The following is a 26144-nucleotide window of genomic DNA, read 5'->3' as shown; positions in this document are numbered from 1 at the left end:
TTTCCTTGTCGCATGGCGATTCAGGGTCTATTGATTCCTGAGCGAGAACATAACAGGAACAAATATGCCTGCACTCAACATAAAGGCCCGCGGCGTGGCCAGCAATGAATCAGGCAGATTCGAACGCTTTGCGACCGAGGCCTGTGACGATGGCTGGGAGATGGAAGAAGAACTTCCCCAGCTCAGAACCGAGGTCCGAGAAGAGGTAGCGCGCAGTGTGGTCACCTACAACCGATCGCCCGATCTGCCGTTTGACCGCTCGATTAACCCCTATCGCGGGTGCGAGCATGGGTGCGTGTACTGTTTTGCCCGCCCGACACATGCCTATCTGGGATTGTCGCCGGGATTGGATTTTGAAACCCGGCTGATTGCACGGCCAAACGCGGCAGAGGTCCTTAGGAAAGAACTGTCCTCAGCCCGGTACAAAGTGGCGACCATTGCGATGGGAACAAACACCGACCCGTATCAGCCGATCGAAAAATACCACCAAATCACAAGGGCTTGCCTGCAGGTCTTGCAAGAGTTCCAGCACCCGGTCGCAATCGTGACCAAAGGTGCGATGATCGAGCGGGACTTGGATATCCTTACCCCTATGGCGCAACTTGGATTGGTTCGGGTCGGCATTTCGTTGACAACTTTGGACCCAGGCTTGTCTCGACGTATGGAACCACGCGCGCCATCCCCTGTAAGACGGCTGGCGACGATCCGACGGTTGACCGATGCAGGAGTGCCGGTACGCGTCATGACATCGCCTTTGATACCGGGTCTGACGGATCACGAATTGGAATCCATGCTGGAAGCCGGGCGAGACGCGGGCGCTGATTCCGCAACCTGGATCATGCTGCGCCTTCCGCGCGAAGTCTCTGAGCTGTGGCAATCCTGGCTGCATCAGCATGAGCCGGCGCGAGCTGAAAAGGTCATGTCCAAACTGCGCGAAATGCACGGTGGTCGTGACTATGACCCGCGTTGGGGGCACCGCATGCGGGGGGAGGGTGAGTATGCCGGGCTGGTGGCCAAGCGGTTCAGCCTCGCGGTCAAACGTTTGAGGTTGGCCACAAAAACACCGCCACTACGATGTGATCTGTTTTCCAGGCCCGCGCAAGCCGGGGATCAACTGACGTTGTTCTGAAACGAAGAACGCCCCGGACAAGGGTCCGAGGCGTTTCGAAATTGTAACCGGCTATCAGCGGTTTTCGATGTCCACATAATCGCGGGTTGTTTCGCCGAGATACAGCTGACGCGGACGACCGATTTTGTTCTGTGGATCTGCGATCATCTCTTTCCATTGGCTGACCCAGCCAACGGTGCGCGACAGCGCGAAAATCGGCGTGAACATTGAGGTGGGGAAACCCATCGCCTCGAGGATGATGCCCGAGTAGAAGTCCACGTTCGGGAACAGTTTTTTCTCGGCGAAATACGGATCTTCCAGCGCCTGCTTTTCCAGTGCTTTGGCAACCTGCAGCTTCGGATTGTTCTCGACGCCAAGCAGTTCCAGCACTTCGTCGGCTGATTGCTTCATTACAGTCGCGCGCGGGTCGAAGTTCTTGTAGACGCGGTGGCCAAAGCCCATCAGGCGGAACGGGTCGTTCTTGTCCTTGGCACGGTCGATGTATTCCGGAATACGATCGACGGAACCGATCTCTTCCAACATCTCCAAACAGGCCTGGTTTGCGCCACCATGGGCAGGACCCCAAAGGCAAGCCACACCCGCCGCGATACACGCAAACGGGTTGGCGCCTGACGAAGACGCCAGACGCACGGTCGAGGTTGACGCGTTTTGTTCGTGATCCGCGTGCAAAGTCAGGATCCGGTCCATCGCACGGCTGAGGATCGGGTTCACCTCATATTCTTCGGCGGGAACGGCAAAGCACATGCGTAGGAAGTTGGACGCGTAGTCCAGATCGTTGCGCGGATAAACGAAGGGCTGGCCGATGTGATACTTATAGGCCCATGCGGCGATCGTCGGCATCTTGGCGATCAGACGGTGAGAGGCGACCTCACGCTGATGCGGGTCGGACACGTCGGTCGAGTCGTGATAGAACGCCGACATTGCTCCAACGACACCCACCATAATCGCCATCGGATGCGCATCCCGACGGAAGCCGCGATAGAAATACTGCATCTGTTCGTGCAGCATGGTGTGGCGGGTGATGGTGGTTTCGAACTGCTCGAGGTCTTTGGCGACCGGCAGCTCTCCGTACAAAAGCAGATAGCACACTTCGAGGAAGTGCGATTTTCCGGCCAGCTGGTCGATCGGATAGCCACGGTGCAGCAGCTCACCTTTTTCGCCGTCAATATAGGTAATGGTGCTGTCACAGCTTGCGGTCGACGTAAAACCGGGGTCGTAGGTGAACACTCCGGCATCGCTGTACAGCTTACGGATGTCGATGACGTCAGGTCCAGCGGTCGGAGAATGAACCGGCAACTCGTACGTTTCACCATGGACTGTCAGAGTGGCTGTTTTATTGCTGTCGGTCATAGTGTCCCTTCCTCATTCTTACGCATGTCGAATCGCTGTCCGACCTTGCGGGCAACGGCTGCGCGCGGGCGCGCAGTCCGGGTGTTAGCGGAGCAGCGTTACCCAAATATGAAGATTGGGTTTACGTCGCTGCGTCAGAAAGCCGGGCCAGGGTTTCTTCCTTCCCCAGCACAAGCATCATGTCAAAAACTGAAGGCGTCACTGCCCGACCTGCCAACACGGCCCGCAACGGGCCCGCCAGTTTGCCGAACTTAACCTCTTTCGCTTCTGCAAACGAATTTAGGGTTTGCTCCAGTTCGTTTCGCGTCCAGCTAGCATTTTGCACGTGCGGCGTCAATTCACTCAGTATACCATCGGATACTGAGGCCAGTGCTTTTGCGGCCTTTTCATCCGGCTCAATTGGGCGAGATGTCAAAACAAAGTGAGCTTTTTCAAGAAGTTCCGGGAACATGCGCGCGCGGTCCTTGAGGCAATACATCGCACGTTCCAGATCACCGGATTGTGTTTCCGTGAGGTCAGGCAATTTCGCCGCCGCCAGATAGGCTTCGATCTCTTGCCGCAATGCAGCATCACCCGCGATGGCGATATGCTGTCCACACAGATTTTCCAGCTTTTTCAGGTCGAAACGGGCAGGGCTTTTGCCGATTCCATCCAGATCGAACCATTCCTTGGCCTGTTCGTCAGTAAAGAATTCATCATCGCCGTGGCTCCAGCCCAAACGCGCCAAATAATTGCGCATTCCAGCCGCGGGGTAACCCATGGCCTGATATTCCTGCGCGCCCAACGCGCCGTGGCGTTTGGACAGCTTTTTTCCATCCGGCCCATGGATCAGAGGGATATGTGCCCAGACAGGGACGTCCCATCCCATCGCCTCATAGATCATCATCTGTCGCGCAGCGTTGTTCAGGTGGTCATCGCCGCGGATCACATGGGTCACGCCCATGTCGTGATCATCTACCACGACCGCCAGCATATAAACCGGAGTGCCGTCCGACCGCAGCAGGATCATGTCGTCCAACTGATCGTTGCGAATGGTCACATCACCCTGAACCTGATCGCGGATTACCGTCGTGCCGTCCTGAGGCGCCTTGATGCGGATCGCAAACGGAGCGTCCGGATGGGAGGACGCGTCTGCATCGCGCCAAGGGCTACGGAACAGGGTCGATTTCCCCTCGACCCGCGCTTGTTCGCGGAAGGCCGAGACCTCTTCCTGCGTTGAAAAGCACTTGTACGCCTTGCCCTCAGTCAGCAACTGATGCGCCACCTCGGCGTGACGTTCGGCACCCTCGAATTGACTAATTACATCGCCGTCGTGATCAAGACCCAGCCACTCCATCCCTTGCAGGATTGCAGCCGTTGCTTCGGGGGTCGAACGTTCACGGTCGGTGTCCTCGATCCGCAACAGGAACTTGCCGCCGCGGCCGCGGGCATAAAGCCAATTGAACAGCGCCGTACGGGCCCCGCCGATATGCAGGAAACCGGTTGGGGACGGGGCGAAACGAGTGACGACCTGATCGGACATTGTGTGGATTAACCTTTTGGTAACCGTGTCGGGCATAGATTGGCGCCTGTCTAACGAGCCGGAAGGACGGGGGCAACCATGCGTGTTCTGGCACGGGTCGAGACCGCATTACTGAACCAGACAGGGTATTTGTTTCAGTGGTCTCCGGTGTGTTTGGCAGTCGGTATTGGTCTGTATTTCAGCCTGCGGTTTGAACCGGGGTGGATGATCTATGCAGGCCTCGTTGCCGTGATCGCGATTTGCTTAGGCTTGGTGCGCTGGCTTCCGTCTGGCTGGGCTGCGTTGACAACAGGGGGGGCGCTGATCGCTGCCGGGTTTATCCTGGCGGGCGGGCGCGCCCACACGGTGGCAGAGCCGGTCCTGTCCTGGCGTTATTACGGCCCGGTCGAGGGGCGGGTTGTAGCCATGGATCGCTCTGCGTCGGATGCGCTGCGGATTACGCTGGATCGGGTGCGTATAGGTGATGTGCCCGGTGACCGGCGGCCGCAGCGCGTCCGGCTTTCCTTGCACGGAGGCGCACGTTCGCTGGCGCCCGGCCAAAGGATCATGACCACTGCCCATTTGTCGCCCCCTCAAGGTCCGGTGGAACCGGGAGGATTCGACTTTCGGCGACACGCGTGGTTTCAACGGCTGGGGGCCGTGGGATACACCCGAGTTCCGGTGCTGATCGCTGCGCCCCCGCAGCCCGAAGGCATCCGCACTACGGCATGGCGAATGGCGATTTCCCACCATGTCCGCACGATCCTGCCGGGTGAGATTGGCGGGTTTGCGGCCGCCGTCACAACGGGTGATCGCAGCGGTATGGGGCAAGAAACGCTAAAGTCACTGCGCGCATCCAACCTGGCGCATCTGTTGGCGATTTCGGGCCTCCACATGGGCCTGCTGACCGGGTTCGTCTACTTGATGTGCAGGCTCTTTTTCTCAACCATTCCTGCGCTGGCTCTCAGATTGCCTGTGCGCAAACTGGCGGCTGTCTGTGCGATGTTCGCAGCCACGATCTACTTGTTACTGTCTGGGGGGAATGTCGCCACGGAACGCGCCTTTGTCATGGCGAGTGTCATGTTGATGGCCATACTGATCGACAGACGCGCGATTTCCCTACGGGCCGTTGCGGTCGCCGCACTTATTGTACTCATTCTGCGCCCCGAATCCTTACTTAGCCCGGGGTTTCAAATGTCTTTTGCCGCAACGACAGCGCTTGTGGCGGTGTTCGGAGCGTTGCGTGACATTGGACCGATGCCGGGGCCAAAGTGGCTGAAACCTGTTGCGGGCCTACTGATGTCCTCAGCTATCGCGGGATTTGCAACCGCGCCAATTGGTGCGGCGCATTTCAACACATTGTCTCACTATGGTCTTCTGGCCAACATGCTGTCGGTGCCGGTCATGGGCATGGTTGTCGTCCCTTCGGCCGTGGTGGCAGCACTGCTGTCGCCATTCGGCTTTGAGATAGTGCCGCTGGCAGTGATGGGGCTGGGTTTAGAGTGGATTCTTGCGGTTTCGCAATGGGTATCGGGATTTGACGGCGCGCAAGGATATGTTGTCAGCCCGCCGACCCCTGTCCTGCCGCTAATTGCGCTTGGCGGCCTGTGGCTTGCGCTGTGGCAAGGACGGGCCCGATGGGTTGGGGTGGCACCAATGGCCGTGGCGTTGTTGTTATGGGGGCAGGGAAATCGCCCTGAAATACTGGTTGCGGATAGTGGCGGTCTTGTTGGCGTAATGACTGAACAAGGACGCGCCTTGAGTAAGAAAAAGGGAAGCGGGTTTGTCGCAACCGTCTGGCTGGAAAATGATGGGGACGGGGCAGATCAGTTGCAGGCGGCCAGCCGTTGGCCGCATGATTCCGGCACCATTCAACGGTATGACTGGCAGGGCAAAGAGGTGTTGCACGTTACAGGCAAACGCGCGGCGCGCGGGTTCAGTGCCTGCAATACCGATCAGATCGTGATTTCTCCCGTGGCGCTGCAACTGTCCGGTGGCTGTGAAGTCTTCGATCCGAAACGGCTGCTGGCAACGGGAAGTCTGTCCCTGTCGGGCGGCAAGATCACAACGTCTAAAGAGGCGATGGGCGACAGGCTCTGGTCCCCGAACACATCCGGGAACCGGGATACCAAGCAGTTTTAGTAGCTGCGGATCAGTCCAACCAGACGACCCTGCACCTTGACCTTATCTTCTGGCAGAACGCGGGTTTCATAGGCGGGGTTCGCGGCCTCAAGCGCAATCGCCTGACCTCGGCGGAAGAACCGCTTCAATGTGGCTTCCTGATCTTCGACAAGAGCAACAACGATATCGCCGTTATCGGCAACCGAGGTTTCCCGGATTACCACTACATCTCCATCGTTGATCCCTGCGTCAATCATCGAGTCGCCGCGCACTTCCAGTGCGTAATGCTCACCCTTGCCGGATACCATTGAACCGGGCACGGCGACGCGGTGCGAGACATGGCTGATCGCCTCAATCGGGACGCCGGCGGCGATGCGGCCCATCACTGGCAATTCCATCGCATCCACGGTCACCGGCTCAAAATTCGCGGGGCGGGGGCCGGACGGCTTGTCGCCTTCTATCACACGCGGCTTGAAGGCCACTGTGGGTTCTCCACCCAGGCTTTCCGGCAGTTTGACGATTTCAATGGCCCGCGCACGGTGCGCCAGACGCCGAATGAACCCACGTTCCTCTAGAGCCGTAATCAATCTGTGGATGCCAGATTTGGACCTGAGGTCCAGCGCGGCCTTCATTTCATCGAAACTAGGCGGAACACCATCCGCCTGAACGCGTTTGTGAATGAATTCCAACAAATCCAACTGCTTCTTGGTCAACATTGCTCACACCTCGTCGGTCATGCGTTTTCTTTTGTTCTACGCATGTTCACGTTTTGTGTCAACGGATTTGAGCGGGATTTAGATCGGCAGGTATTGAACCTCATCCCCGGCAGGTCGGGCGGGGTCATGCGGAATCCTCACCAACAGAGCGTTTGCCTGCGCCAAAACGCTGAGCAGTGAACTGTCCTGATCGGAACATGCGCGAATGCCGGTTTCATCCAGCATAGCCCGCATGTAATGCTCACGCGGACCGTTTTCGCCGAGCGGTTCAGCAAGCCTTGCGGTTCGCAATGGGGGCAGTACCTGTTCGACACCCAACATCCGACGCACCATTGGCAACAGGAAGAGATAGCCGCAAACCATTGCACTAACAGGATTTCCGGGCAAGCCGACCATTGCCGTTTGTCCCAATCGACCTGCCATCAGGGGTTTGCCGGGACGCATTCGGATCTTGTAGAAAGATTGCTCCATTCCCAGCCGGGTTGAGACATCTGACACCAGATCGTAGTCTCCAACCGATGCGCCGCCGATGGTCACAACCAGATCCGCTCCTTCGGCCAGTCCGAAGGCAGTTTGAAGCGATGACACCGTATCGCGCGCGACCGGAAGGATGCGGACGTGCGCGCCAGCGCCCTCCAGCAGTGCTTTCAAGCCAAACGTATTGGATGCGATGATCTGATCGGGGCCCGGGGTTTCGCCCGGCATCACCAATTCATCACCGGTGGAGATCAGCGCAATAACAGGCTTTCGAGTCACTGGTACGGTCGCAATATTCATCGCCGCCATCAGCGCGATGTCCTCGGCGCGCAACTGACGTGGGGCCGAGATCTTTGTGCCTGCTTTGAAATCGACGCCCGCAGGTCTGATATTCGATTTTGGGCCGGGTAGGTCCGAGATTGTGATCAGGTCGCCGCGACGTTCGGTATCTTCTTGTATGACAACGAAATCAGCACCTTCGGGAACCGGGGCACCAGTGAATATGCGCACCGCCTGTCCGGGCCCGACGCGACCGGTGTAGCGGTTGCCAGCTGCCGACTCGCCGATGACCTTGAACATGGCGTGCAGCTCGACCTCGGTCGATTTCAGCGCGTAGCCGTCCATCGAGGACGCTTCAAATGGCGGCTGGTCGCGGGTGGCCTCGATATCCTGAGCCAGAACACGACCTGCGGCGTCGGACAAAGCAACGGTCTCGGCTGGAAGGGGCGAGACCAGTTCAAACAACAGCGCGCGGGCCTCTTCGACGGTGATCATTTTGCTTCGTAACGCCCTGATTTACCGCCATCTTTCAGCAATACACGGATACCGCCAATTTCCATCGCCTTATCCACGGCCTTGGTCATGTCATAGACCGTTAGCGCAGCCGTGGACACGGCGGTCAGCGCCTCCATCTCGACACCGGTCTGGCCCGATGTTTTGACTGTGGCTTCGACCAGCACGCCGGGCAAGTCGGGATCCAGCGTCAGTTCGACTGCAACTTTGGTGACTGGAAGCGGGTGACACAAAGGGATCAGATCAGGCGTTTTCTTTGCGCCCATGATGCCCGCAAGACGTGCCACGCCCAGAACATCACCTTTCTTAGCGCGGCCTTCGGAAATCAGATCAAAGGTGTCCTGCGCCATTTTGATGTGACCAGCCGCCACGGCGACGCGGTCGGTGACTTCCTTGTCCGAGACATCGACCATATGGGCCTGTCCCTGAGCATCAAAATGGGTCAAGGGCATCACATGACTCCGGGGATCAGAGGGCTTGCGAGAAGGTGGCGGGTGGCTGCTGCCACGTCGTCCTGACGCATCAGGCTTTCACCGATCAGGAAGCTGCGCGCGCCGTAACGTGCGATGTCGGCCAGATCTTCAGGCGTGCTCAGACCGCTTTCGCAGACGATCGTCCGGCCCGCTGGCACAAGCTTGGACAGGTGGCGAGTGGTATCAAGAGATGTCTCGAAGGTCTTGAGATTACGATTGTTTATCCCAATCAGTGAGCTTTTCAGCTCTGCTGCACGTTCCAACTCGTTCTGGTCGTGAACTTCGATCAGGACATCCATACCCCAGTCGAATGCAGTCTGTTCCAGTTCAGCGGCTTGCGCGTCGTCGACCGATGCCATGATGATCAAGATGCAATCCGCACCCAAAGCACGCGCCTCGACCACTTGATAGGGGTCGTACATGAAGTCCTTGCGCAGCGCTGGAAGTGAGGTGGCAGCCCGGGCTTCGGTCAGGTATTCTTTTGCACCCTGAAAACTAGGCGTGTCGGTCAGCACCGATAAACACGTAGCGCCGCCTTCCTCATAGGCTTTGGCCAGAGCGGGTGGATCGAAATCCGGGCGGATCAGACCCTTGGACGGGCTGGCTTTCTTGACTTCGGCTATCAGGCCGTACCCCCGACGCGCTGCTGTTCGAAGCGCATCGGCAAAACCGCGGACCTCTGGCGCGTTGCGGGCCTCGTTTTCCAGTGTTTCCAGCGACTTCTGCGTCTTGTCTGCCGCAACTTCTTCAAGTTTGTAGGCTTTGATCTTGTCCAGAACCGTCTCGGTCATGCGGCCTCCTGCGTAATTCGGGCCAGGGCCGCGATTTTGTCTTTAGCTTTTCCGCTGTCGATGCTTTCCCGCGCCTTGGCAGCGCCGTCTTTCAGGTCATCAGCAGAGCCAGCAACCACAAGGGCTGCGGCAGAGTTCAACAGAACAGCGTCGCGGTAGGCCGATGGCGCGCCGTCCAACAAGGCGCGGAAGGCCACGGCGTTTTCCTCGGGCGTTCCGCCGATGATATCCTCGAACGGGTGGACCGGCAGCCCTGCGTCTTCAGGATGCAGCTCAACCTCTTTCACAACGCCGTTTTCCAGCGCAGCGACCCAGCTTACACCGGTGATCGTCAGCTCATCCGTGCCATCCGATCCGTGTACCAGCCAGGCATGTTCGGCACCCAAAAGGCCCAGCGTTTCCGCCATTGGCCGGATCAAGTCTCGACTGAACGCGCCGGTCAGCTGACGTCGAACACCAGCGGGATTGGTCAATGGGCCAAGGATATTGAATATCGTACGCGTTCCCAGCTCTTGTCGGCTGGGCATGACATGGGCAATTGCTGGATGATGCATGGGGGCCATCATAAAGCCAATGCCGACTTCTTGCAGTGCTTTTTCAACGGTTTGTGGGCCAACCATAACGTTGATTCCCAATTGTCCCAGCGCATCTGCAGCGCCTGATTTGGAGCTCAGGTTTCGATTGCCGTGTTTGGCTACAGTAACGCCCGCACCAGCAACGACAAACGCCGTGGCGGTCGAAATGTTCAGTGTACCTTTGCCGTCGCCACCGGTGCCGACAATATCCATCGCGCCTTCCGGGGCTTTGACGGCGTTGCATTTCGCGCGCATCACGGCGGCAGCGGCTGCATATTCGTCTACCGTTTCACCACGTGTGCGCATCGCCATCAGCAGGCCGCCAATCTGGCTGGGCGTGGCTTCGCCGTCAAACAGAATACCAAAGGCCTGTTCAGCCTCGGCACGCGTCAGGGGCCGATCGGCTGCGGCTCCGATCAGTGGTTTCAGAGCGTCGCTCATGCAGGAACTTTCATCTCGGACAGGAAATTCTTGAGCAGGGCATGGCCATGCTCTGAAGCGATTGATTCAGGGTGGAACTGGACGCCGTGGATTGGCAGTTCCTTGTGCTGCAGCCCCATGATTGTGCCGTCTTCCAGCTCTGCCGTTATCTCAAGAGTGTCGGGCAGGGTGTCACGATCCACAATCAGCGAGTGGTAACGGGTCGCCTCAAACGGGGTGGGCAGGCCCGCAAAAACACCTTTCCCGGTGTGATGCATCATTCCCATCTTGCCATGAACGATTTCGTGGCAGCGGACAACGTTGCCGCCAAACACCTGACCAATCGTCTGATGGCCAAGACAGACACCCAACAGCGGCGTTTTTGTTTCAGCCGCCGCTTCAGTCAATGCCAGACAAATCCCGGCCTGATCGGGATCGCATGGACCAGGGCTGAGAAGGATCCCCGCGGGGTTCATGGCCATGGCTTCTTGCACATCCAAGGCGTCATTCCGCCGAATGACCATTTCGGCGCCAAGTTCGCCTAAATAATGTACCAGGTTGTAGGTAAACGAGTCGTAGTTGTCGATCAGCAGCAGCATTTGGGCACTTGTCTCGGCTTGGGCATTTCGGACTGGCGATACAGCCCCTGGCCACGGTATAATGTCGGGACATACATGCTCAGGCTTGCGGGGCAGCGTCAAGAGGACATCCTGTTCAGGGCGCAATCGCAGGCCAAAGGCGCGGTAAACGGCGTTGAGGCGATCGAAGCAGGATGAAGGCGAGAGGCAGTTAAGATGGGCGGATTTCTAGGCGGGATGATCGCAGGGGCGGTCGTTGTTGGTCTGCTTGGTGCGGTACTATCCCTGAATACCCCGTTGACCCGAAAACCGGTTGTGAACGCCGAGGCGCCCGAGCCTGCACCGGCGGCGGCCCCCGAGGTCAGCACCGAAGCGGCCGAGACGGTGGCAGATGCCGATCTGGTGACCGCGCCGCCGGTGGCATCCGATGCTTCCGGGGATCAAACGGACAATCTTGCCGGACTGGCGGACGTGGAGACTGTGCCAGACTCTGAGCCGACGATCAGTGAGGCTGTCACGCAGGTCGAAGGGATCGAAATACCTGACACGGCTGAGGTAACCATATCAAACGAGGCACCGGTTGTGCCGCAGTCGCCTGCGCAATTGCAGCCATTGCCCAGTACCGAAGGTGAGCCGATCATCTCGGAAACCGCGCCCGAGCCGCCGGTTGCACTCAAGGAAGAAGAAACCATCGTTGAGGTTGAGCCGCAGCCTGCGCCGGAGGTTCTGGAAATACTGCCCGAGCCGGAAGTAGAACAGGTGCAGCCCGAAGTTGCTGAGACCCAGCCTGAAGTCGCAGAGGCATTGCCGGCAATCATCGAAACAGAAAATGAACCCGAGCCGAAGCCCGAACCCACGGCAATCGAACCGCAGACGCCTGAGGTCGATCCACTTGAGAACAACCCGATTGCCGTAGAAGGGGAAGAAGACCCGCAGCTTAAGAAGCTGCCCCGGATCGCGGCGGTCCCGCAGATCGGCGGTGAAGAAACGGATACCGACGGTTTGACCGTTGGCAAACGAGTCGTCCCGCTGACTGAACGCGATGACGCGCCGGTCTCCGAAGATGAGCAACCCGCGATACTTCTGCCCGGTAAGCCAATTGATGCCTATGCCGCCAAGTTCGAAAACCCCGAAGCCAAACCGCTAATGTCGATCATTCTGATTGATGATGAAGGGGCCTTTGGAGCCGAGGCGTTGAAGGATTTCCCGTATCCGCTCAGCTTTGCTGTCAGCCCGTCTGACCCTGATGCGGCCGAAAAAATGGCCCGCCATCGCGCAGCGGGTTTCGAGGTTCTGGCGCTTGCCGATTTGCCCAAGGCGGCCAGCGCGCAAGATGCTGAGGTTTCGATGGCTGTGTGGCTGGACACTCTGCCGGAAACCGTTGGTATTCTGGAAGGCGTGGGAACCGGCATTCAAGGTAACCGCAAATTGGCCGATCAGGTGGCTGCAATTGCCGGTGATACCGGGCGCGGGCTTATCACTCAGGATAATGGCCTGAACACCGTACAGAAACTGGCCGCGCGCAACGGCATCCCTTCCGGGGTCATCTTTCGCGACATCGACGGTGCCCGTCAGGACCCCACGATCATGCGACGTTTCTTGGATCAGGCGGCGTTCCGGGCTGGTCAGCAGGGAACTGTCGTCATGTTGGGACGGCTGCGCCCGGACACGATCTCGGCCCTGTTGCTATGGGGACTGGAAGATCGCGGTGGCCGCGTGGCCATGGCCCCGATTTCAGCGGTCATGACGCAAGAAGCTCAGTAAGGCTGATAATGAAAAACGGCTGACCATCAGGTCAGCCGCAATTCCTTAAGTGTTGCCAGAGCCAGTAAACCGGGCCGCGTCTGCAGCCGCACGCCGAATGGCGTTCGATTTATGGACGGTTTCCATAAATTCGGCCTCGGGGTCGCTGTCATAGACCACGCCTCCGCCTGCCTGAATATAGAGCTTCTGGTCTTTCACGATGGCCGTACGCAGGGCGATACACATATCCATGTCGCCGCCAGCACTGAAATACCCCACACCACCGCCATAAACGCCGCGCTTTTCGGGCTCGAGCTCGTCAATGATCTCCATAGCGCGGACCTTTGGCGCGCCTGAAACGGTGCCCGCAGGCATTCCGGCAAAGAAGGCATCCAGTGCGTCTTTGTCTTCGGCCAACTCACCAACAACGTTGGAGACGATGTGCATCACGTGGCTGTAGCGTTCGATGATGAACTTTTCGGTAGGGCGCACAGTGCCGATCTTTGCCACGCGCCCGGTGTCGTTGCGGCCCAGATCCAGCAGCATCAGATGTTCTGCCAACTCTTTCTTGTCGGCCAGCAGATCAACCTCGTTGGCCTTGTCCTCTTCGGGGGTCGCGCCGCGTGGCCGAGTGCCGGCGATGGGGCGGATCGTGACCTCATCTCCGAAAACGCGGACCAGAATCTCGGGGCTGGCGCCCACGACCTGAAAGCCGCCAAAGTTGAAATAGAACATGAAGGGCGACGGGTTCGTGCGCCGAAGCGAACGATAAAGCGCAAAGGGAGGCTGCGGAAAGTCCTGAGTCCAGCGCTGTGCCGGAACAACCTGAAAGATGTCGCCCGCGCGGATGTATTCCTTGGCCTTTTCGACCGCTTCTAAATAGCCGGACTTAGTGAAATTCGACACCGGCGCCGCGACCTCGGACGCATCGCCAAGATCGCGCGTCTCGGCGGGCATGGCGCGTTCCAGATCGCGCACCGCGTCCATGACACGTTCTGCGGCCTGTGCATAAGCAGCCTTGGCCGACTGGCCCTCGCTGACCCATGCAGGTGACACAACCGTAACCTCGCCCTTAACGCCGTCCAGCACTGCAATGACCGAGGGTCTGAGCATGATGGCATCAGGCAGGCCAAGCGGATCGGGGTTCACGTCGGGCAGGTATTCCACCAGCCGCACCATGTCATAGCCGAGATAGCCGAACAGCCCGGCAGCGGCCTGGGGCAGATCGTCCGGCAGGTCGATCTTACTTTCCGCCAGCAGCGCCCGCAGGTTATCCATAGGGTTGCCCGTTTGGGGCGAGAACGCATCCGGGTCGAACCGCGCCGAGCGGTTCAGCGCGGACGTCTCGCCTTGGCACCGCCAGATCAGGTCCGGCTTCATCCCGATGATCGAATAGCGGCCACGAACCTCACCACCGGTGACCGATTCCAACATGAACGCGTCTTTCTGCGCGCCTGTCAGCTTGAGCATCAAGGAAACCGGCGTGTCCAGATCAGCGGCTAAGCGTGTGTAGACAACCTGATTTTCGCCTGCCTCATAGGCGCGGGCGAAGCTGTCGAAGTCGGGGGTCAGCGCCATATTCAGTCTCTTTTAATAGCTCGCCTGAACAGCATTCAGGGCCTGCTGATCTACGACGGGACGGGCACGGACCTGTGCATCGCGGACAAACGCATCAAAGATGTTCTGGGCCAAAGCCTGGTCCAACTGGGCGGTAAGGGCCGCTTGCACCTGACGCAGTTCATCTGTTTCGGCAGGCGGCAACAGTTCATCCAGACGCACGATAAACGCGGTTCCGGCACCGGGAATGACGCGCAGATCTCCTTGTTCCATTTCGAAGACCTGAGTCATGAAGTCTGCAGGTACATCTTCCAAAAAGGCCGTGCGGGTCAGGGCGTTTTCTACCCGGAACGGCAATTCGGTTGCGGCAAAGTCACCGTCGGTCTGCACCTGCTCCAGAACAGCATTTGCCTGTTCTTCCAACGCCTTGTTGGTTTCGGCCTGGGTCCAGGCGGCAACAACGCGGTCACGTGCAGACTCAATCGGTTCCGGCCGGGGTTCAAGAACCTCATTCAGGCGCAGGGCAAAGATCGAGCCATCTTCAAGAAACGCTACCTCAGGAAAATCGCCATCCTGCACGGCTTCGGCTGCACTGCGGAACTCGTCATAGGCGGCGACGCCTTCACCGGTTTGCGCGGTCCAGTCGATCTGGCCCAGCTCCATTTCGGTCTCGGACGTCAGTTCTTCCAAAGTCGCGCCGCCGGCCAGCAGGTCATTGATGTCCTCGGCCTGGGCTTCAATTTGGCGGCGGGCGCGATCGGCTGCCAATTCTTCGCGCAGGGCAGGGGCGGCATCTTCAAACGACGTGTTGTTTTCGGCAAGCGATCCGTTGATGCGGAACAGTGCCGGTCCGAAGGTGGAAGGCAGCGGGCCGACAACAGCGTCCAAATCGGCAGCAAAGACACCATCGGCGGCTTCGCCCAGATCCTCGCGGGTGACGTCGCCAAGGTCGATATCGCTGAGCTCAAGCTGGCGATCCCGGACCAGTTGCTCGAAGGTCTTACCGCCAACCTCTAGCTGGGCCATGGCGTTTTGGGCTGCGTCCTGATCCGGGAAGGTCAGGCGCTCGATCAGGCGGCGTTCGGGCTGCTGGAATTCAGCCGCGCGCTGTTCATACAAACGCTTTACCGAATCCTCGTCGACTTCCACGTCATCTAGCAGCATTTCGGGTGACAGGATCGCATAAGTCAGCTTTTTGGTCCGCGGCAATGTGAACAGCTCGGTGTTCTCATCATAAAACGTTTGGACCTGCTCGTCGGTCGGAGCGGGGACGGGCGCGGGCAGGGCATCCGGTGCCAGCGTAGCAACGGTAAAGCTGCGACGAGCGCCAACGTAATCGGTCAAGACCTGCGTCAGGGTCTCAGGCATCTTCACACCGCTGACCACGGCGTTCTGCACGATGGTACGGGATGTTTCCTTGCGCAGATCCGATTCGAACTCGGTATCCGACATGCCGACCTGTTCCAGTTGGAATTGATACGCGTCACGGTCGAATGTACCGTTGACACCCTGAAAAGCAGGAATCGCTACAATTTCTTCCTGCAGGTTCTCATCACCGATCGAGATGCCCAGCAAACCGACCTCATTGTCCAGCGCTGCTAAAGCCGTCAGACGAGACAAGGCAAGACGATCCAGACCAAACTCAATGGCCTGCGACATTTGCAAAGGCTGGCCTGTCTGTTGTTCAACCGCGCGGATCTCGCGCTGCAGCTCGCGGACATAGTCATCAACCGAGATATCCTCGTTCCCGACCTGGGCCACCGAACGCACGGTGCCAGAGAGGCTGGTTGCGCCAAAGCCTGCAAGTCCGAGCATCAAAAGGCCCATGAGAATCCAGACAAAGGTCTTTGATAGGTTTTTCATGCCTGCGGCCATAGTGCCCTCTTTGTGCGTTTGTCGGCAGGTTACTGCCCAGTCGGTTGCGGCCCTGAATACGACGCGCACCGTCGGGGGGCAAGCTCAGAAGGACAGAGCCTGCAGACGTTCGAACAAATGCCCCAAACCGGCGCGGTCAAGATTGGCAAAAGCGATGCGAACCTGACGTTTTCCGGCCGGATCATTTTCAGGCATGAACATGGTGCCGGGCAGCAGCAGAATGCCTGCGTCGGGGACCAGCCGTCGTGCCAGTTCGTCGGATGGGATATCGAACGGGTGTTCGAAATAGGCGAAATAGGCGCCCAGACCCAACAACCGCCAACCCTTGTTGGTCAAGCTTGGCAAAAGCTCGGCAATTGCGGCGCGGCGGTCGAGGATCTCATCCCGTTCAACTGCCAGCCATTGCGACAGGTTCTGCATTCCCCAAAGGGCTGCGTGCTGGCCGATCTGGCTTGGGCAGATAGCGACCGTGTCCAAGAACTTTTCAATCTCGGATAGCAGGCCAGTGCCGGTCGCAATCGCGCCGACACGGTGGCCGGTCAGCCTGTATGCTTTGGAAAAGGAATAGAGGTGGATCAGGGTCTCGTCCCAGTCAGGCCGGGCGAACAGGTCATGGGGTGGGCCGCTGCGGCTGTCGAAGTCCCGATATGTTTCGTCCACGATCAGCCGGATGCCGACCTCTTGCGCAAGATCAAAGAATGCGCGCACCAAAGGGGCAGGGTATTCCACTCCGCCGGGATTGTTCGGGGTCACCAGAACGATAGCGCGGGTTTTGTCAGTGATCAGAGCACGGGCTGCGTCCGGATCGGGCAGCAGAGCGTCATCGGTTGGCAGATCCACGGTTCGGACGCCTGCCATGTCCAGCCACATCTTGTGATTAAAGTACCAGGGCGTCGGAACGATGACCTCGTCAACCTGATCGGTGATTGCTGTGATCGTAGCGGCAAATGCCTGATTGCAGCCCGAGGTGATTGCGACCTGATCGCTGGACACCTGCGCGTCATAGTGCGACCCGATCTGAAGGGCGAGTTCAGCTCGCAGGGCTGGATTGCCCAGAACCGGCCCGTAAAGATGGGCGCTGTCTTCGGTCACGGCAAAGCTGGCAATCGCTTCGCGCAGCGCCAGCGGCGGTGGATCGACCGGGGCAGCCTGGCTGACGTTGATCAGGGGACGGTTATCAGGAAACTCCACCCCCTCCAACCAGCGCCGCGCCTCCATGACCGGAGGCGCAAATGTCGCGGTGGTACGGGACTGGGTCATGACGGGCCTGTCCTTTGTAAGGCTTTGCCTCACTCTTTGTGGGTTGAGGGAGGTCTTTTAGTCGGTCCCGCGGTAGGGCTCGACATATTGCAGGGCCATATCCCACGGGAAAAAGATCCAGGTATCCTGGCTGACCTCGGTGATGAACGTGTCCACCATCGGGCGACCTTTGGGCTTGGCGTAAACTGTCGCGAAATGCGCCTTGGGGTACAAGTCTCGCACCAGCTCCAGCGTTTTGCCGCTGTCGACGAGATCGTCGATGATCAGTATACCTTCGCCGTCGCCCATCAGATGGGCATCGGGGGCTTTGAGAACCTCGGCTTCGCCTTGGTCCTGATGGTGGTACGAGCGCACGCTGATCGTGTCGACGGTGCGAATGTCCAGCTCGCGGCTGACGATCATCGCAGGCGCCATACCGCCACGGGTGATGGCCACAACTGCGCGCCATGCGCCGTCATCGGGGCCTTGCCCGTCCAAACGCCAAGCCAGGGCGCGGGAATCACGGTGAATCTGATCCCAGCTGATGTGAAACCCTTTTTCGTGGGGCAGACGATCCTTGGCGCTCATGTCTTTATCCCTTTTCGACGTCAGGTGCGTCGACGGCTTTCATGCCGACAATGTGATAACCCGAATCCACGTGCAGGTTTTCACCCGTCACGCCGCTGCTGAGGTCAGACAGCAGATACAGTGCTGATTTGCCGACATCGTCGATGGTCACGTTACGGCGCAGGGGCGAGTTATACTCGTTCCACTTCATGATATAGCGGAAGTCGCCGATACCACTCGCGGCCAGCGTTTTGATCGGACCGGCCGAGATCGAATTCACGCGGATACCGTCCTTGCCCAGATCCTCGGCCAAGTATTTGACTGATGCCTCAAGTGCGGCTTTGGCGACACCCATCACGTTATAATGCGGCATCACCTGCTCAGCGCCATAATAGGTCAGGGTTACTGCGCTGCCGCCTTCGGACATCATCTTCTCGGCCCGTTGCATCACAGCGGTGAAGGAATAGACCGACACGTCCATGGTCAGTTTGAAGTTCGCACGCGACGTGTCGACGTAGCGGCCCCGAAGTTCGTTCTTGTCCGAAAAACCGATGGCGTGAACAACAAAGTCCAGCTTGCCCCATTTCGCTTCCAAAGATGTGAAGAGCGCATCAATCGATTCTTCGTCACTGACGTCGCAGGGCAGAACCATTTCGCTGCCAAGCTGTGCCGCTAGTGGATCAACGCGTTTCTTAAGTGCGTCGCCTTGATATGAAAAAGCCAGCTCTGCTCCGGATTCGGACAAAGCACGGGCTATTCCCCATGCGATTGATTTATCATTGGCCAGTCCCATGATGAGGCCGCGTTTGCCGGCCATCAACTGATTTGACATGTTTGGTTCTCCGCCTGTCTTCGCGTTATGTTGGGATGGTTTATGCCATTGGGTGCGCTGCATCAAGGCCGCGCGCTCTTGCCCGTGGCGGGTTCTCGCCCTAGGGTGGACTTTATTAGTTTCCAGGGGATGGGAATGAGCGAACGTAGCGGCATATTTGCCGGCACCGATCCGTTTGAAATAGCGGGGCGGTGGCTGGCTGAGGCCAAAGAGAATGAACCGAACGATCCGGATGCGATCGCTTTGGCGACCGTCGATTCGGACGGCATGCCGAATGTGCGCATGGTTCTTCTGAAAGAGATCGAACCGGCGGCTTTTGTGTTCTACACCAACTACGAAAGTGCCAAGGCGGCCGAGTTGGACAGCGCCGGAAAAGCTGCTTTTGTGATGCATTGGAAATCTCTGCGGCGGCAAATCCGAGTTCGTGGTACAATAACCAGAGAAAGCGGGCCGCAGGCAGATGAGTATTATGCGTCCCGCTCGCTAAAAAGCCGATTGGGGGCCTGGGCGTCCAAGCAGTCTCAGCCTCTCAGCAGTCGCTCGGTTCTGATGGCCGAGGTGGCCAAGGTAACAGCCAAGTTGGGCCCGAACCCGCCACGCCCGCCGTTCTGGGGCGGCTATCGGCTGGTGCCAACCGAAATCGAATTCTGGGCCGATGGGGCCTTTCGGTTGCACGACAGGTTCCGATGGCAGCGGGATCAAGTGGGTTCCGACTGGCAGATACAGAGGTTGAATCCATGACGTTCGCGTATCGTGAAATGCAAGAGGCCGAAAACAAAAGGTTTTTTCAGCTTGAATTTGCGCGCCATTCCCATACACATCGGACCCTTAACGAAATGACAATTTTCGCGATGGGAACGCCGTGCCAGAAGATCTGAACAACATGTACCGCGTCCGTGGACACGTGAAATGGTTCGACCCTGCAAAGGGATTCGGATTTGTTGTGTCTGATGAGGGCGGTCCGGATATTTTGTTGCATGTCAATGTGTTGCGCAATTTCGGCCAAAGTTCGGTCGCGGATGGTGCGGGCATAGAAATCATGACCCATCGCACGGACCGTGGTGTTCAGGCGGTTGAGGTCATCAGTGTCGATCCGCCCGCCCGGACGGAGACGATGATGCTGGCTGATTTTGCCGAGCTTGATCCTGTTGAGATCGCCGCTGCCCCGCTAGAGGCCGCGCGAGTCAAATGGTTCGACAAAGGCAAAGGCTTTGGGTTTGCCAATGTTTTTGGCCGCGGTGAAGACGTGTTCCTGCATATCGAAGTGCTGCGCCGCTCTGGCCTGTCGGATCTGCAGCCGGGCGAGGCCCTCGCGATGCGTGTCATTAGTGGCAAGCGTGGACGTATGGCGGCTCAGGTATTGGCCTGGGAAGCTGCTTTGGACGACTGAGTGATTCATGCCTAAGTTTCTTCCGGGTCTATTAGCGATTTTGTTGCTTTGGTCCGGAATGACCTGGGCTGCGTGCAAGCCTGATCAGATCGACATCAAGAACGACTCGGCGCAGATCCGATTCAATATCGAATTGGCGATTAGCCCGCAGGATCGGTCGCGTGGACTGATGTTCCGCGAGTCGCTGCCAAACCGTTCGGGCATGCTGTTCGTTTTTGACCCGCCGCAACCGGTGGTGTTCTGGATGAAGAACACACTGATTCCCTTGGATATCATTTTCATCGATAGGGCTGGGACCGTGACGCATGTTCATCAAGGTGCGATTCCCGGTGATCTGACACCAATCGAAGGTGGCGATTCCGTGTTTGCGGTTCTCGAAATCAACGCGGGACTCGCCGCGCGCTACTCAATTAAGCCCGGAACCGTCATGCGGCACGAAATTTTTTCGCAAGGTCCTGCAATTTGGTCCTGTTAGGGCTTTTCAAATCAGATTGGCATGGTTAGGAAGGCGCACGGTTCGGGGCGTGGCGCAGTCTGGTAGCGCACCTGTTTTGGGTACAGGGGGTCGTAGGTTCGAATCCTGCCGCCCCGACCACTTCTTCCACTTATGTTGGCGATCCACCCAACGCTTGGTAAAGCGCGCCAAGCGCCTTATCCAGCGTTTCGCTTTCCACTGGTACTTTGACCGACGGGCCGCTTTTGCGTGGGACGTTGAAATACAGCTCGGCATCGACACGGTAGCCCGAGTTGTTCTTGGTCGTTGTCAGCCGCATCACGCTTTTGGGCAGGTCCTGAGGGTATCCGTCATAGTTGAGAATCAGAAACGCGGTTGTGTCCGGGGGCAGAAACTCGGTGCATTCAAATACCCGATTCCCGGTTTTTTCAAAGCGCTCGCCCGGGCCGTCGCAACTGATCTCGAACGTGTCGAACAGTTTTTTGGGGTAGCTGTCAAATTGAGCGCTGCGCGCCGGTGGGGGCACATCTTGTGGTGTACAGGCCACGATCAGGGCCAGAATCGGAATTAAACGTAACAACGACATCTGTCCGCTCCCCTTTGAGTGATCGCGCCCGGCGGTTTACCCAGCGCCGCGGTTCAAAATGACCGCTTCGTGATTCTCATTCAACGTAGACACCTTAGCGTTAGATTATCAAATTCCGATAACTGTGCCGGGAAACACAGTTAATTTACCCGCAGGTTTTGGGAATCGACGTGCGCACGTGGTGGATGAACCTGTGGAGGAATCAGAACAGGGTGTCCCGAAGCAAGTTGTCAGAAATGGGTCAACACAAAAGATATCAAAAATGACCTAAAAATGGCGTTGACGATCTATGGGTGGATACGCCAAGTTGTATGGGCCGGAAGGGTTGCCACAAAATCTGGTATCAAAACCAGAATAGGGCACAGGGCGAGGGTCGGAAAGCACATCATAGTAACGTGCAACCGTTTGATCGGTTTTGCGCTGCGGAATGCAGCGGCTGGTCTATTGCGCCCAATTTTATACGGCATGGCGATCGGTCCGCGTCTGAGGACCTGACGCTGAAAGACAAGTTGATTGAATCTAGGGCGTGCGGACATGAAGATTGACAGGAAATTTACGAAACCGGGGCAGGACGCTTATGCGGAACTGGACTTTGTCTCAGCAACGTCTGAGATCCGAAACCCGGATGGCACCATCGTTTTTCGCCTGGACAACATCGAAGTGCCCACGCGCTGGAGCCAGGTTGCCAGCGACGTCATTGCGCAAAAGTATTTCCGCAAAGCAGGCGTCCCGTCCAAGCTGAAGAAAGTTAAGGAAAAAGACGTCCCCGAATTCCTGTGGCGTTCGGTCCCCGCCGATGGCGCAGAATTTGATGGTGAGACGTCTTCGAAGCAGGTTTTTGACCGCCTTGCAGGAGCCTGGGCTTATTGGGGCTGGAAAGGTGGCTATTTCTCGACCGAGGAAGATGCGCGCGCTTACTTTGACGAGATGCGTTATATGCTGGCGACACAGCGCGCCGCGCCGAACAGCCCGCAGTGGTTCAACACCGGTCTGCACTGGGCTTATGGAATCGACGGTCCTGCGCAGGGTCACCACTATGTCGACTACAAAACCGGCAAGCTGACCAAATCGAAATCCGCTTACGAACATCCGCAGCCGCACGCATGCTTCATCCAGTCCGTTGATGATGATCTGGTGAACGAAGGCGGCATCATGGATCTATGGGTGCGCGAGGCGCGCCTGTTCAAATACGGCTCGGGGACCGGGACCAATTTCAGCCACTTGCGCGCAGAAGGCGAAGCACTGTCAGGTGGCGGCAAGTCTTCTGGCCTTATGGGCTTTCTCAAGATCGGCGACCGCGCCGCTGGCGCGATCAAATCAGGCGGGACAACCCGTCGAGCAGCAAAGATGGTAATCGTCGATGCCGATCACCCTGACATCGAGAAATTCATCGAATGGAAGGTGATCGAAGAGCAGAAGGTGGCCTCGATCGTTGCCGGATCGAAGATGCACGAGAAGATGCTGAACGGCATTTTCGAGGCCATCCGCTCATGGGATGGTGCGCAGGACGATGCGTATGATCCCAACAAGAATGACAGCTTGAAGAAAGCGGTTCGCGAGGCCAAAAAGGTTGCGATCCCCGAGACTTATATCAAGCGCGTGCTTGATTATGCAAAGCAGGGCCACGATATCATCGAGTTCCCGACCTACGATACGGATTGGGATTCGGAAGCCTACAGCTCGGTCTCGGGCCAGAACTCGAACAACTCGATCCGTGTGACCAACGCATTCCTGACCGCAGTTGAAAAAGATGCGGATTGGGAACTGATCAACCGGACGGATGGTAAGGTTTCCAAGACCGTCAAGGCGCGTGATCTGTGGGAGAAAGTCGGCCATGCGGCATGGGCCTGTGCTGATCCGGGTATCCAGTTTCATGACACCGTCAACGAATGGCACACTTGCCCCGAAGACGGAGCCATCCGCGGCTCGAACCCTTGCTCGGAATACATGTTCCTCGATGACACGGCTTGTAATCTGGCGTCGATGAACCTTCTGACCTTCCTCAAGGATGGTGAATTCCAGGCGGCGGACTACATGCACGCTTCGCGCCTGTGGACCCTGACGCTGGAAATCTCGGTCACGATGGCGCAGTTCCCATCCAAGGAAATCGCGCAACTGTCCTATGACTTCCGCACCTTGGGTCTGGGTTACGCCAATATTGGCGGTCTTCTGATGAACATGGGCTACAGCTATGACTCAGACGAGGGGCGTTCGATCTGTGGCGCGCTGACCGCGATCATGACCGGTGTGGCCTATGCGACCTCGGCCGAGATTGCAGGTGAGCTGGGTGCGTTCAAAGGGTATGAGCGCAACGCCGACCACATGCTGCGCGTTATCCGTAACCATCGCCGTGCGTCGCAGGGTGTGACCGAGGGTTATGAGAAACTGGCGGTCAAGCCGGTGCCTCTAGATCACGACAACTGCCCGGATAAGCGTCTGATCGATCTTGCCATGTCCGCTTGGGATGAAGCGCTGAGCCTCGGCGAAAAGAACGGCTACCGCAATGCGCAGGCCACTGTGATCGCACCAACCGGTACAATCGGTCTGGTCATGGATTGCGACACGACCGGGATCGAGCCTGACTTTGCTCTGGTGAAGTTCAAGAAGCTCGCGGGTGGCGGTTACTTCAAGATTATCAACCGCTCGGTGCCGTCGGCGCTGGAGAAGCAGGGTTATTCCTCGTCTCAGATTGAAGAGATCGTGGGTTACGCGGTTGGTCACGGCACCATCGGCAACGCGCCGGGGATCAACCACACCTCGCTGACCGGTCACGGGTTTGGCCCAAATGAGCTGGCCAAGGTGGATGCCGCACTGGAAAGCGCCTTTGATATCCGGTTCGTCTTCAACCAGTGGACACTGGGCGAGGATTTCTGCACCGGCGTTCTGGGCATCCCGGCGACCAAGCTAAATGATCCGACCTTCGATCTGCTGCGCCATCTGGGCTTTACCAAGGCGGATATCGACGCGGCGAACGACCACGTTTGCGGAACCATGACACTGGAAGGCGCGCCGCACCTGAAGGAAGAGCACTATTCGATCTTTGACTGCGCCAACCCGTGCGGCAAGAAAGGTAAGCGTTTCCTTGGGGTTGATAGCCACATCACCATGATGGCCGCGGCCCAAAGCTTCATCTCGGGTGCGATCAGCAAAACGATCAACATGCCGAATGACGCGACCATCGAGGATTGCCAGAAAGCCTATGAACTCAGCTGGTCGTTGGGTGTGAAGGCCAATGCACTGTATCGTGACGGTTCGAAACTGTCGCAGCCGCTGGCAGCCGCACTGGTCGAGGATGATGACGAGGCGGCAGAGGTCCTGGAAAGCGGCACGGCCCATGAAAAAGCCGTCGTTCTCGCTGAAAAGGTTATTGAGAAGGTTGTCGTCAAGGAAATCATCCGCAGCCATCGTGAGAAACTGCCGCATCGCCGTAAAGGGTATACCCAGAAAGCGATCGTGGGCGGCCACAAGGTCTATCTGCGGACGGGTGAGTTCGAAGACGGCAAGCTGGGCGAGATCTTCATCGACATGCATAAGGAAGGCGCTGGCTTCCGGGCGATGATGAACAACTTTGCCATCGCAGTGTCGGTTGGCCTGCAATACGGTGTGCCGCTGGAAGAATTCGTCGACGCCTTTACCTTCACCAAGTTCGAACCGGCAGGGATGGTGCAGGGCAATGACTCGATCAAGAACGCGACGTCGATCCTGGATTACATCTTCCGCGAATTGGCGGTGTCCTATCTGGACCGTACCGATCTTGCCCATGTGAAACCCGAAGGTGCCACATTTGATGATCTGGGTCGAGGCGAAGAAGATGGTCTGTCCAACGTATCAGAGATCAGTGACAGCGCAGCGTCCAAGTCCTTGGAAGTGTTAAAGCAAATCAGTTCGACCGGTTACCTGCGCAAACGTCTGCCGCAGGATCTTGTGGTGTTCAACGGCGGCCAACCGGAAGTGAACGGCATGGCAGAACCGGCTGCGCAATTTGAAGCTCCGGTTGCGGAAACTGCCGTTGCCACGGGCATGGACGCACGGACCAAGGCCAAGATGCAGGGGTACGAGGGCGATCCTTGCGGCGAATGCGGAAATTACACACTGGTGCGCAATGGCACCTGCATGAAGTGCAACACCTGCGGGGCGACCAGCGGGTGTAGCTAAGGAAAACGCCCCGTCAGGCGGGGTGTAGGGATCAGGGTTTCCCCTCGGATGTCCGATCCCGACGAACACGGAACAAGGCGTTGAGACTTACCAAATACGCCTTGGTCCACTCGGTCGACATGCCCGTGTCGACCGGGAACAGGGTGGGGCGGAATATTTGCTCTTTCCCACTCTCTCACGGGACGGGTGCGCTCGTTCCATGCGACGTCCAGGCCGCAGGCAAACAAAACACCGGGCGGTCAACGAATGGAGCCTGGATGGCGAAACTGACAGGGGGCTTCGGCCCCCTTTCTTTTTGCGCCTCCGAGTCGGTGAATTAGGCAGGGCCTTGCCGGAACTGCAAAGGCGCATCGGGCAAGAACCGCCGAAACGTGAATTGTACATTTCGCCCAGCGGTTGATTGCAGATGCGACTCGGACAAACACGCGGAGAATGGCGCGAAACAGGGCGTGTTGCCGCGTTGGGGTGACGACGTTCATCGGTTTGGTGTCTGTGGTGCCTGTCCGGACGAAAACACAGACAATACCACTTAGGAGGCATCACAATGAAACCGCAAAACCTGGCAATCATTTCCGCATTCGTATTGGGCCTGCCGGCGATGGCTGCTGCGCAGTCCTCGGCGGACACCAACGGCGACGGAGTTCTGACCATAGAAGAGGTTCAGGCCGTTCTGCCCGAGGTTGACGCCGATGGTTTCTCGGCGATGGACGCCAACGGCGACGGGTCGCTGGACGCAGATGAAATTGCCGTCGCGCAGGAAGCAGGGTTGCTGCCGCCCAGCAACGGCTAAAATCGCGACGACATCGGCGGCCCGTTCCCCCAC

Annotated in this window: 22 protein-coding genes and 1 tRNA gene; 9 read left to right on the top strand and 14 right to left on the bottom strand. The window is 58.0% G+C overall.

All coding sequences use genetic code 11. The features are described from left to right. Positions 1-64 precede the first annotated feature (64 nt). Positions 65-1129: a PA0069 family radical SAM protein gene (locus AC2FJF_RS21860; protein ID WP_496727170.1), complete on the top strand. Its 1065-nt coding sequence runs from the start codon at positions 65-67 to the stop codon at positions 1127-1129. Positions 1130-1183: 54 nt separating this feature from the next. Here the strand turns inward: AC2FJF_RS21860 and gltA are convergent, their stop codons facing one another. Beyond that, complete coding sequence (gltA, locus tag AC2FJF_RS21855; RefSeq protein WP_496727169.1) at positions 1184-2479, bottom strand: citrate synthase; 1296 nt, start codon at positions 2477-2479, stop codon at positions 1184-1186. Positions 2480-2600: 121 nt separating this feature from the next. Further along, positions 2601-4001 carry a glutamate--tRNA ligase gene (gltX, locus tag AC2FJF_RS21850; protein WP_496727189.1) on the bottom strand — a complete coding sequence of 467 codons (1401 nt, stop codon included), beginning with the start codon at positions 3999-4001 and terminating at the stop codon, positions 2601-2603. A gap of 78 nt (positions 4002-4079) precedes the next feature. On the opposite strand from gltX, the gene AC2FJF_RS21845 reads away from it, so the two are divergent. Then, entirely contained in the window at positions 4080-6122 is a 2043-nt protein-coding gene (locus AC2FJF_RS21845; protein ID WP_496727168.1) for a ComEC/Rec2 family competence protein, read from the top strand. On the opposite strand, the gene lexA is transcribed toward AC2FJF_RS21845, so the two are convergent. The 6 genes from lexA to AC2FJF_RS21815 form a co-directional block, all read right to left on the bottom strand. Continuing rightward, the gene (lexA, locus tag AC2FJF_RS21840; protein WP_496727167.1) at positions 6119-6817 is read right to left on the bottom strand and encodes a transcriptional repressor LexA; all 699 of its coding nucleotides are present in this window, start codon (positions 6815-6817) and stop codon (positions 6119-6121) included. The two genes, AC2FJF_RS21845 and lexA, sit on opposite strands and share 4 nt — an antisense overlap. 78 nt (positions 6818-6895) lie before the next feature. Beyond that, positions 6896-8068: a molybdopterin molybdotransferase MoeA gene (locus AC2FJF_RS21835; protein ID WP_496727166.1), complete on the bottom strand. Its 1173-nt coding sequence runs from the start codon at positions 8066-8068 to the stop codon at positions 6896-6898. Continuing rightward, positions 8065-8538 (bottom strand): cyclic pyranopterin monophosphate synthase MoaC, encoded by a 474-nt coding sequence (moaC, locus tag AC2FJF_RS21830; protein ID WP_170413610.1) that lies wholly within the window; start codon positions 8536-8538, stop codon positions 8065-8067. The genes AC2FJF_RS21835 and moaC overlap by 4 nt, the downstream gene beginning before the upstream one ends. Continuing rightward, positions 8538-9350: an indole-3-glycerol phosphate synthase TrpC gene (gene trpC, locus AC2FJF_RS21825; RefSeq protein ID WP_496727165.1), complete on the bottom strand. Its 813-nt coding sequence runs from the start codon at positions 9348-9350 to the stop codon at positions 8538-8540. The genes moaC and trpC overlap by 1 nt, the downstream gene beginning before the upstream one ends. Continuing rightward, complete coding sequence (gene trpD, locus AC2FJF_RS21820; protein ID WP_496727164.1) at positions 9347-10366, bottom strand: anthranilate phosphoribosyltransferase; 1020 nt, start codon at positions 10364-10366, stop codon at positions 9347-9349. Before trpD ends, trpC begins: the two co-directional genes overlap by 4 nt. After that, positions 10363-10944 (bottom strand): anthranilate synthase component II, encoded by a 582-nt coding sequence (locus AC2FJF_RS21815; RefSeq protein ID WP_170557132.1) that lies wholly within the window; start codon positions 10942-10944, stop codon positions 10363-10365. The genes trpD and AC2FJF_RS21815 overlap by 4 nt, the downstream gene beginning before the upstream one ends. Positions 10945-11139: 195 nt before the next feature. Here AC2FJF_RS21815 and AC2FJF_RS21810 point away from each other — a divergent pair, with 195 nt between their 5' ends. Next, complete coding sequence (locus AC2FJF_RS21810; RefSeq protein WP_496727163.1) at positions 11140-12687, top strand: divergent polysaccharide deacetylase family protein; 1548 nt, start codon at positions 11140-11142, stop codon at positions 12685-12687. A gap of 45 nt (positions 12688-12732) precedes the next feature. Here AC2FJF_RS21810 and trpE read toward each other — a convergent pair whose 3' ends face one another. From trpE to fabI, 5 genes are all read right to left on the bottom strand, one after another. After that, entirely contained in the window at positions 12733-14244 is a 1512-nt protein-coding gene (gene trpE / locus AC2FJF_RS21805) for an anthranilate synthase component I (RefSeq protein ID WP_496727162.1), read from the bottom strand. A 12-nt stretch (positions 14245-14256) separates the two neighbouring features. Next, positions 14257-16098: a peptidylprolyl isomerase gene (locus AC2FJF_RS21800; RefSeq protein WP_496727161.1), complete on the bottom strand. Its 1842-nt coding sequence runs from the start codon at positions 16096-16098 to the stop codon at positions 14257-14259. 84 nt (positions 16099-16182) lie between these two features. Beyond that, entirely contained in the window at positions 16183-17358 is a 1176-nt protein-coding gene (locus AC2FJF_RS21795; RefSeq protein ID WP_496727160.1) for an aminotransferase, read from the bottom strand. Between the two features lie 57 nt (positions 17359-17415). After that, positions 17416-17925 (bottom strand): xanthine phosphoribosyltransferase, encoded by a 510-nt coding sequence (gene gpt / locus AC2FJF_RS21790; RefSeq protein WP_496727159.1) that lies wholly within the window; start codon positions 17923-17925, stop codon positions 17416-17418. A 4-nt stretch (positions 17926-17929) separates the two neighbouring features. Further along, a complete protein-coding gene (fabI, locus tag AC2FJF_RS21785; RefSeq protein ID WP_496727158.1) occupies positions 17930-18736 on the bottom strand; it encodes an enoyl-ACP reductase FabI in 807 nt (268 codons plus the stop codon). Between the two features lie 135 nt (positions 18737-18871). Between fabI and pdxH the strand changes: the two genes are divergently transcribed. The 4 genes from pdxH to AC2FJF_RS21765 all read left to right on the top strand — a co-directional run bounded on the left by pdxH (position 18872) and on the right by AC2FJF_RS21765 (position 20721). Beyond that, a complete protein-coding gene (pdxH, locus tag AC2FJF_RS21780) occupies positions 18872-19477 on the top strand; it encodes a pyridoxamine 5'-phosphate oxidase (RefSeq protein ID WP_113790196.1) in 606 nt (201 codons plus the stop codon). 142 nt (positions 19478-19619) lie between these two features. Beyond that, positions 19620-20126, top strand: coding sequence for a cold-shock protein (locus AC2FJF_RS21775; protein WP_496727187.1), 507 nt, complete (start codon positions 19620-19622; stop codon positions 20124-20126). 7 nt (positions 20127-20133) lie between these two features. Then, complete coding sequence (locus AC2FJF_RS21770) at positions 20134-20601, top strand: DUF192 domain-containing protein (protein WP_496727157.1); 468 nt, start codon at positions 20134-20136, stop codon at positions 20599-20601. A 43-nt stretch (positions 20602-20644) separates the two neighbouring features. Beyond that, positions 20645-20721 (top strand) — tRNA-Pro (locus AC2FJF_RS21765). 10 nt (positions 20722-20731) lie between these two features. Here AC2FJF_RS21765 and AC2FJF_RS21760 read toward each other — a convergent pair. Next, the gene (locus AC2FJF_RS21760) at positions 20732-21166 is read right to left on the bottom strand and encodes a hypothetical protein (protein WP_496727156.1); all 435 of its coding nucleotides are present in this window, start codon (positions 21164-21166) and stop codon (positions 20732-20734) included. 534 nt (positions 21167-21700) lie between these two features. Here AC2FJF_RS21760 and AC2FJF_RS21755 point away from each other — a divergent pair. Together AC2FJF_RS21755 and AC2FJF_RS21750 are read left to right on the top strand one after the other, a co-directional pair. Next, positions 21701-25321: a vitamin B12-dependent ribonucleotide reductase gene (locus tag AC2FJF_RS21755; protein ID WP_496727155.1), complete on the top strand. Its 3621-nt coding sequence runs from the start codon at positions 21701-21703 to the stop codon at positions 25319-25321. 544 nt (positions 25322-25865) lie between these two features. After that, the gene (locus AC2FJF_RS21750; RefSeq protein ID WP_496727154.1) at positions 25866-26111 is read left to right on the top strand and encodes an EF-hand domain-containing protein; all 246 of its coding nucleotides are present in this window, start codon (positions 25866-25868) and stop codon (positions 26109-26111) included. The last annotated feature ends 33 nt before the right edge of the window (positions 26112-26144 follow it).

The organism is Ruegeria sp. CDSB013, from assembly GCF_059611165.1.
The sequence above is the reverse complement of the archived record's forward strand: the minus strand, read 5'-3'. Positions and strand labels throughout refer to the sequence as shown.

Bases quoted from the DNA above. Each gene is read 5' to 3' on its own strand.
- AC2FJF_RS21795 (WP_496727160.1), bottom strand. From the start codon at position 17,358: ATGACCCAGTCCCGTACCACCGCGACATTTGCGCCTCCGGTCATGGAG.
- moaC (WP_170413610.1), bottom strand. From the start codon at position 8,538: ATGCCCTTGACCCATTTTGATGCTCAGGGACAGGCCCATATGGTCGAT.
- AC2FJF_RS21845 (WP_496727168.1), top strand. From the start codon at position 4,080: ATGCGTGTTCTGGCACGGGTCGAGACCGCATTACTGAACCAGACAGGG.
- lexA (WP_496727167.1), bottom strand. From the start codon at position 6,817: ATGTTGACCAAGAAGCAGTTGGATTTGTTGGAATTCATTCACAAACGC.
- pdxH (WP_113790196.1), top strand. From the start codon at position 18,872: ATGAGCGAACGTAGCGGCATATTTGCCGGCACCGATCCGTTTGAAATA.
- gltX (WP_496727189.1), bottom strand. From the start codon at position 4,001: ATGTCCGATCAGGTCGTCACTCGTTTCGCCCCGTCCCCAACCGGTTTC.
- AC2FJF_RS21800 (WP_496727161.1), bottom strand. From the start codon at position 16,098: ATGGCCGCAGGCATGAAAAACCTATCAAAGACCTTTGTCTGGATTCTC.
- AC2FJF_RS21750 (WP_496727154.1), top strand. From the start codon at position 25,866: ATGAAACCGCAAAACCTGGCAATCATTTCCGCATTCGTATTGGGCCTG.
- gltA (WP_496727169.1), bottom strand. From the start codon at position 2,479: ATGACCGACAGCAATAAAACAGCCACTCTGACAGTCCATGGTGAAACG.
- AC2FJF_RS21835 (WP_496727166.1), bottom strand. From the start codon at position 8,068: ATGATCACCGTCGAAGAGGCCCGCGCGCTGTTGTTTGAACTGGTCTCG.
- trpE (WP_496727162.1), bottom strand. From the start codon at position 14,244: ATGGCGCTGACCCCCGACTTCGACAGCTTCGCCCGCGCCTATGAGGCA.
- AC2FJF_RS21815 (WP_170557132.1), bottom strand. From the start codon at position 10,944: ATGCTGCTGCTGATCGACAACTACGACTCGTTTACCTACAACCTGGTA.
- AC2FJF_RS21755 (WP_496727155.1), top strand. From the start codon at position 21,701: ATGAAGATTGACAGGAAATTTACGAAACCGGGGCAGGACGCTTATGCG.
- trpC (WP_496727165.1), bottom strand. From the start codon at position 9,350: ATGACCGAGACGGTTCTGGACAAGATCAAAGCCTACAAACTTGAAGAA.
- AC2FJF_RS21810 (WP_496727163.1), top strand. From the start codon at position 11,140: ATGGGCGGATTTCTAGGCGGGATGATCGCAGGGGCGGTCGTTGTTGGT.
- AC2FJF_RS21770 (WP_496727157.1), top strand. From the start codon at position 20,134: ATGCCTAAGTTTCTTCCGGGTCTATTAGCGATTTTGTTGCTTTGGTCC.
- trpD (WP_496727164.1), bottom strand. From the start codon at position 10,366: ATGAGCGACGCTCTGAAACCACTGATCGGAGCCGCAGCCGATCGGCCC.
- gpt (WP_496727159.1), bottom strand. From the start codon at position 17,925: ATGAGCGCCAAGGATCGTCTGCCCCACGAAAAAGGGTTTCACATCAGC.
- AC2FJF_RS21760 (WP_496727156.1), bottom strand. From the start codon at position 21,166: ATGTCGTTGTTACGTTTAATTCCGATTCTGGCCCTGATCGTGGCCTGT.
- AC2FJF_RS21775 (WP_496727187.1), top strand. From the start codon at position 19,620: ATGTACCGCGTCCGTGGACACGTGAAATGGTTCGACCCTGCAAAGGGA.
- AC2FJF_RS21860 (WP_496727170.1), top strand. From the start codon at position 65: ATGCCTGCACTCAACATAAAGGCCCGCGGCGTGGCCAGCAATGAATCA.
- fabI (WP_496727158.1), bottom strand. From the start codon at position 18,736: ATGTCAAATCAGTTGATGGCCGGCAAACGCGGCCTCATCATGGGACTG.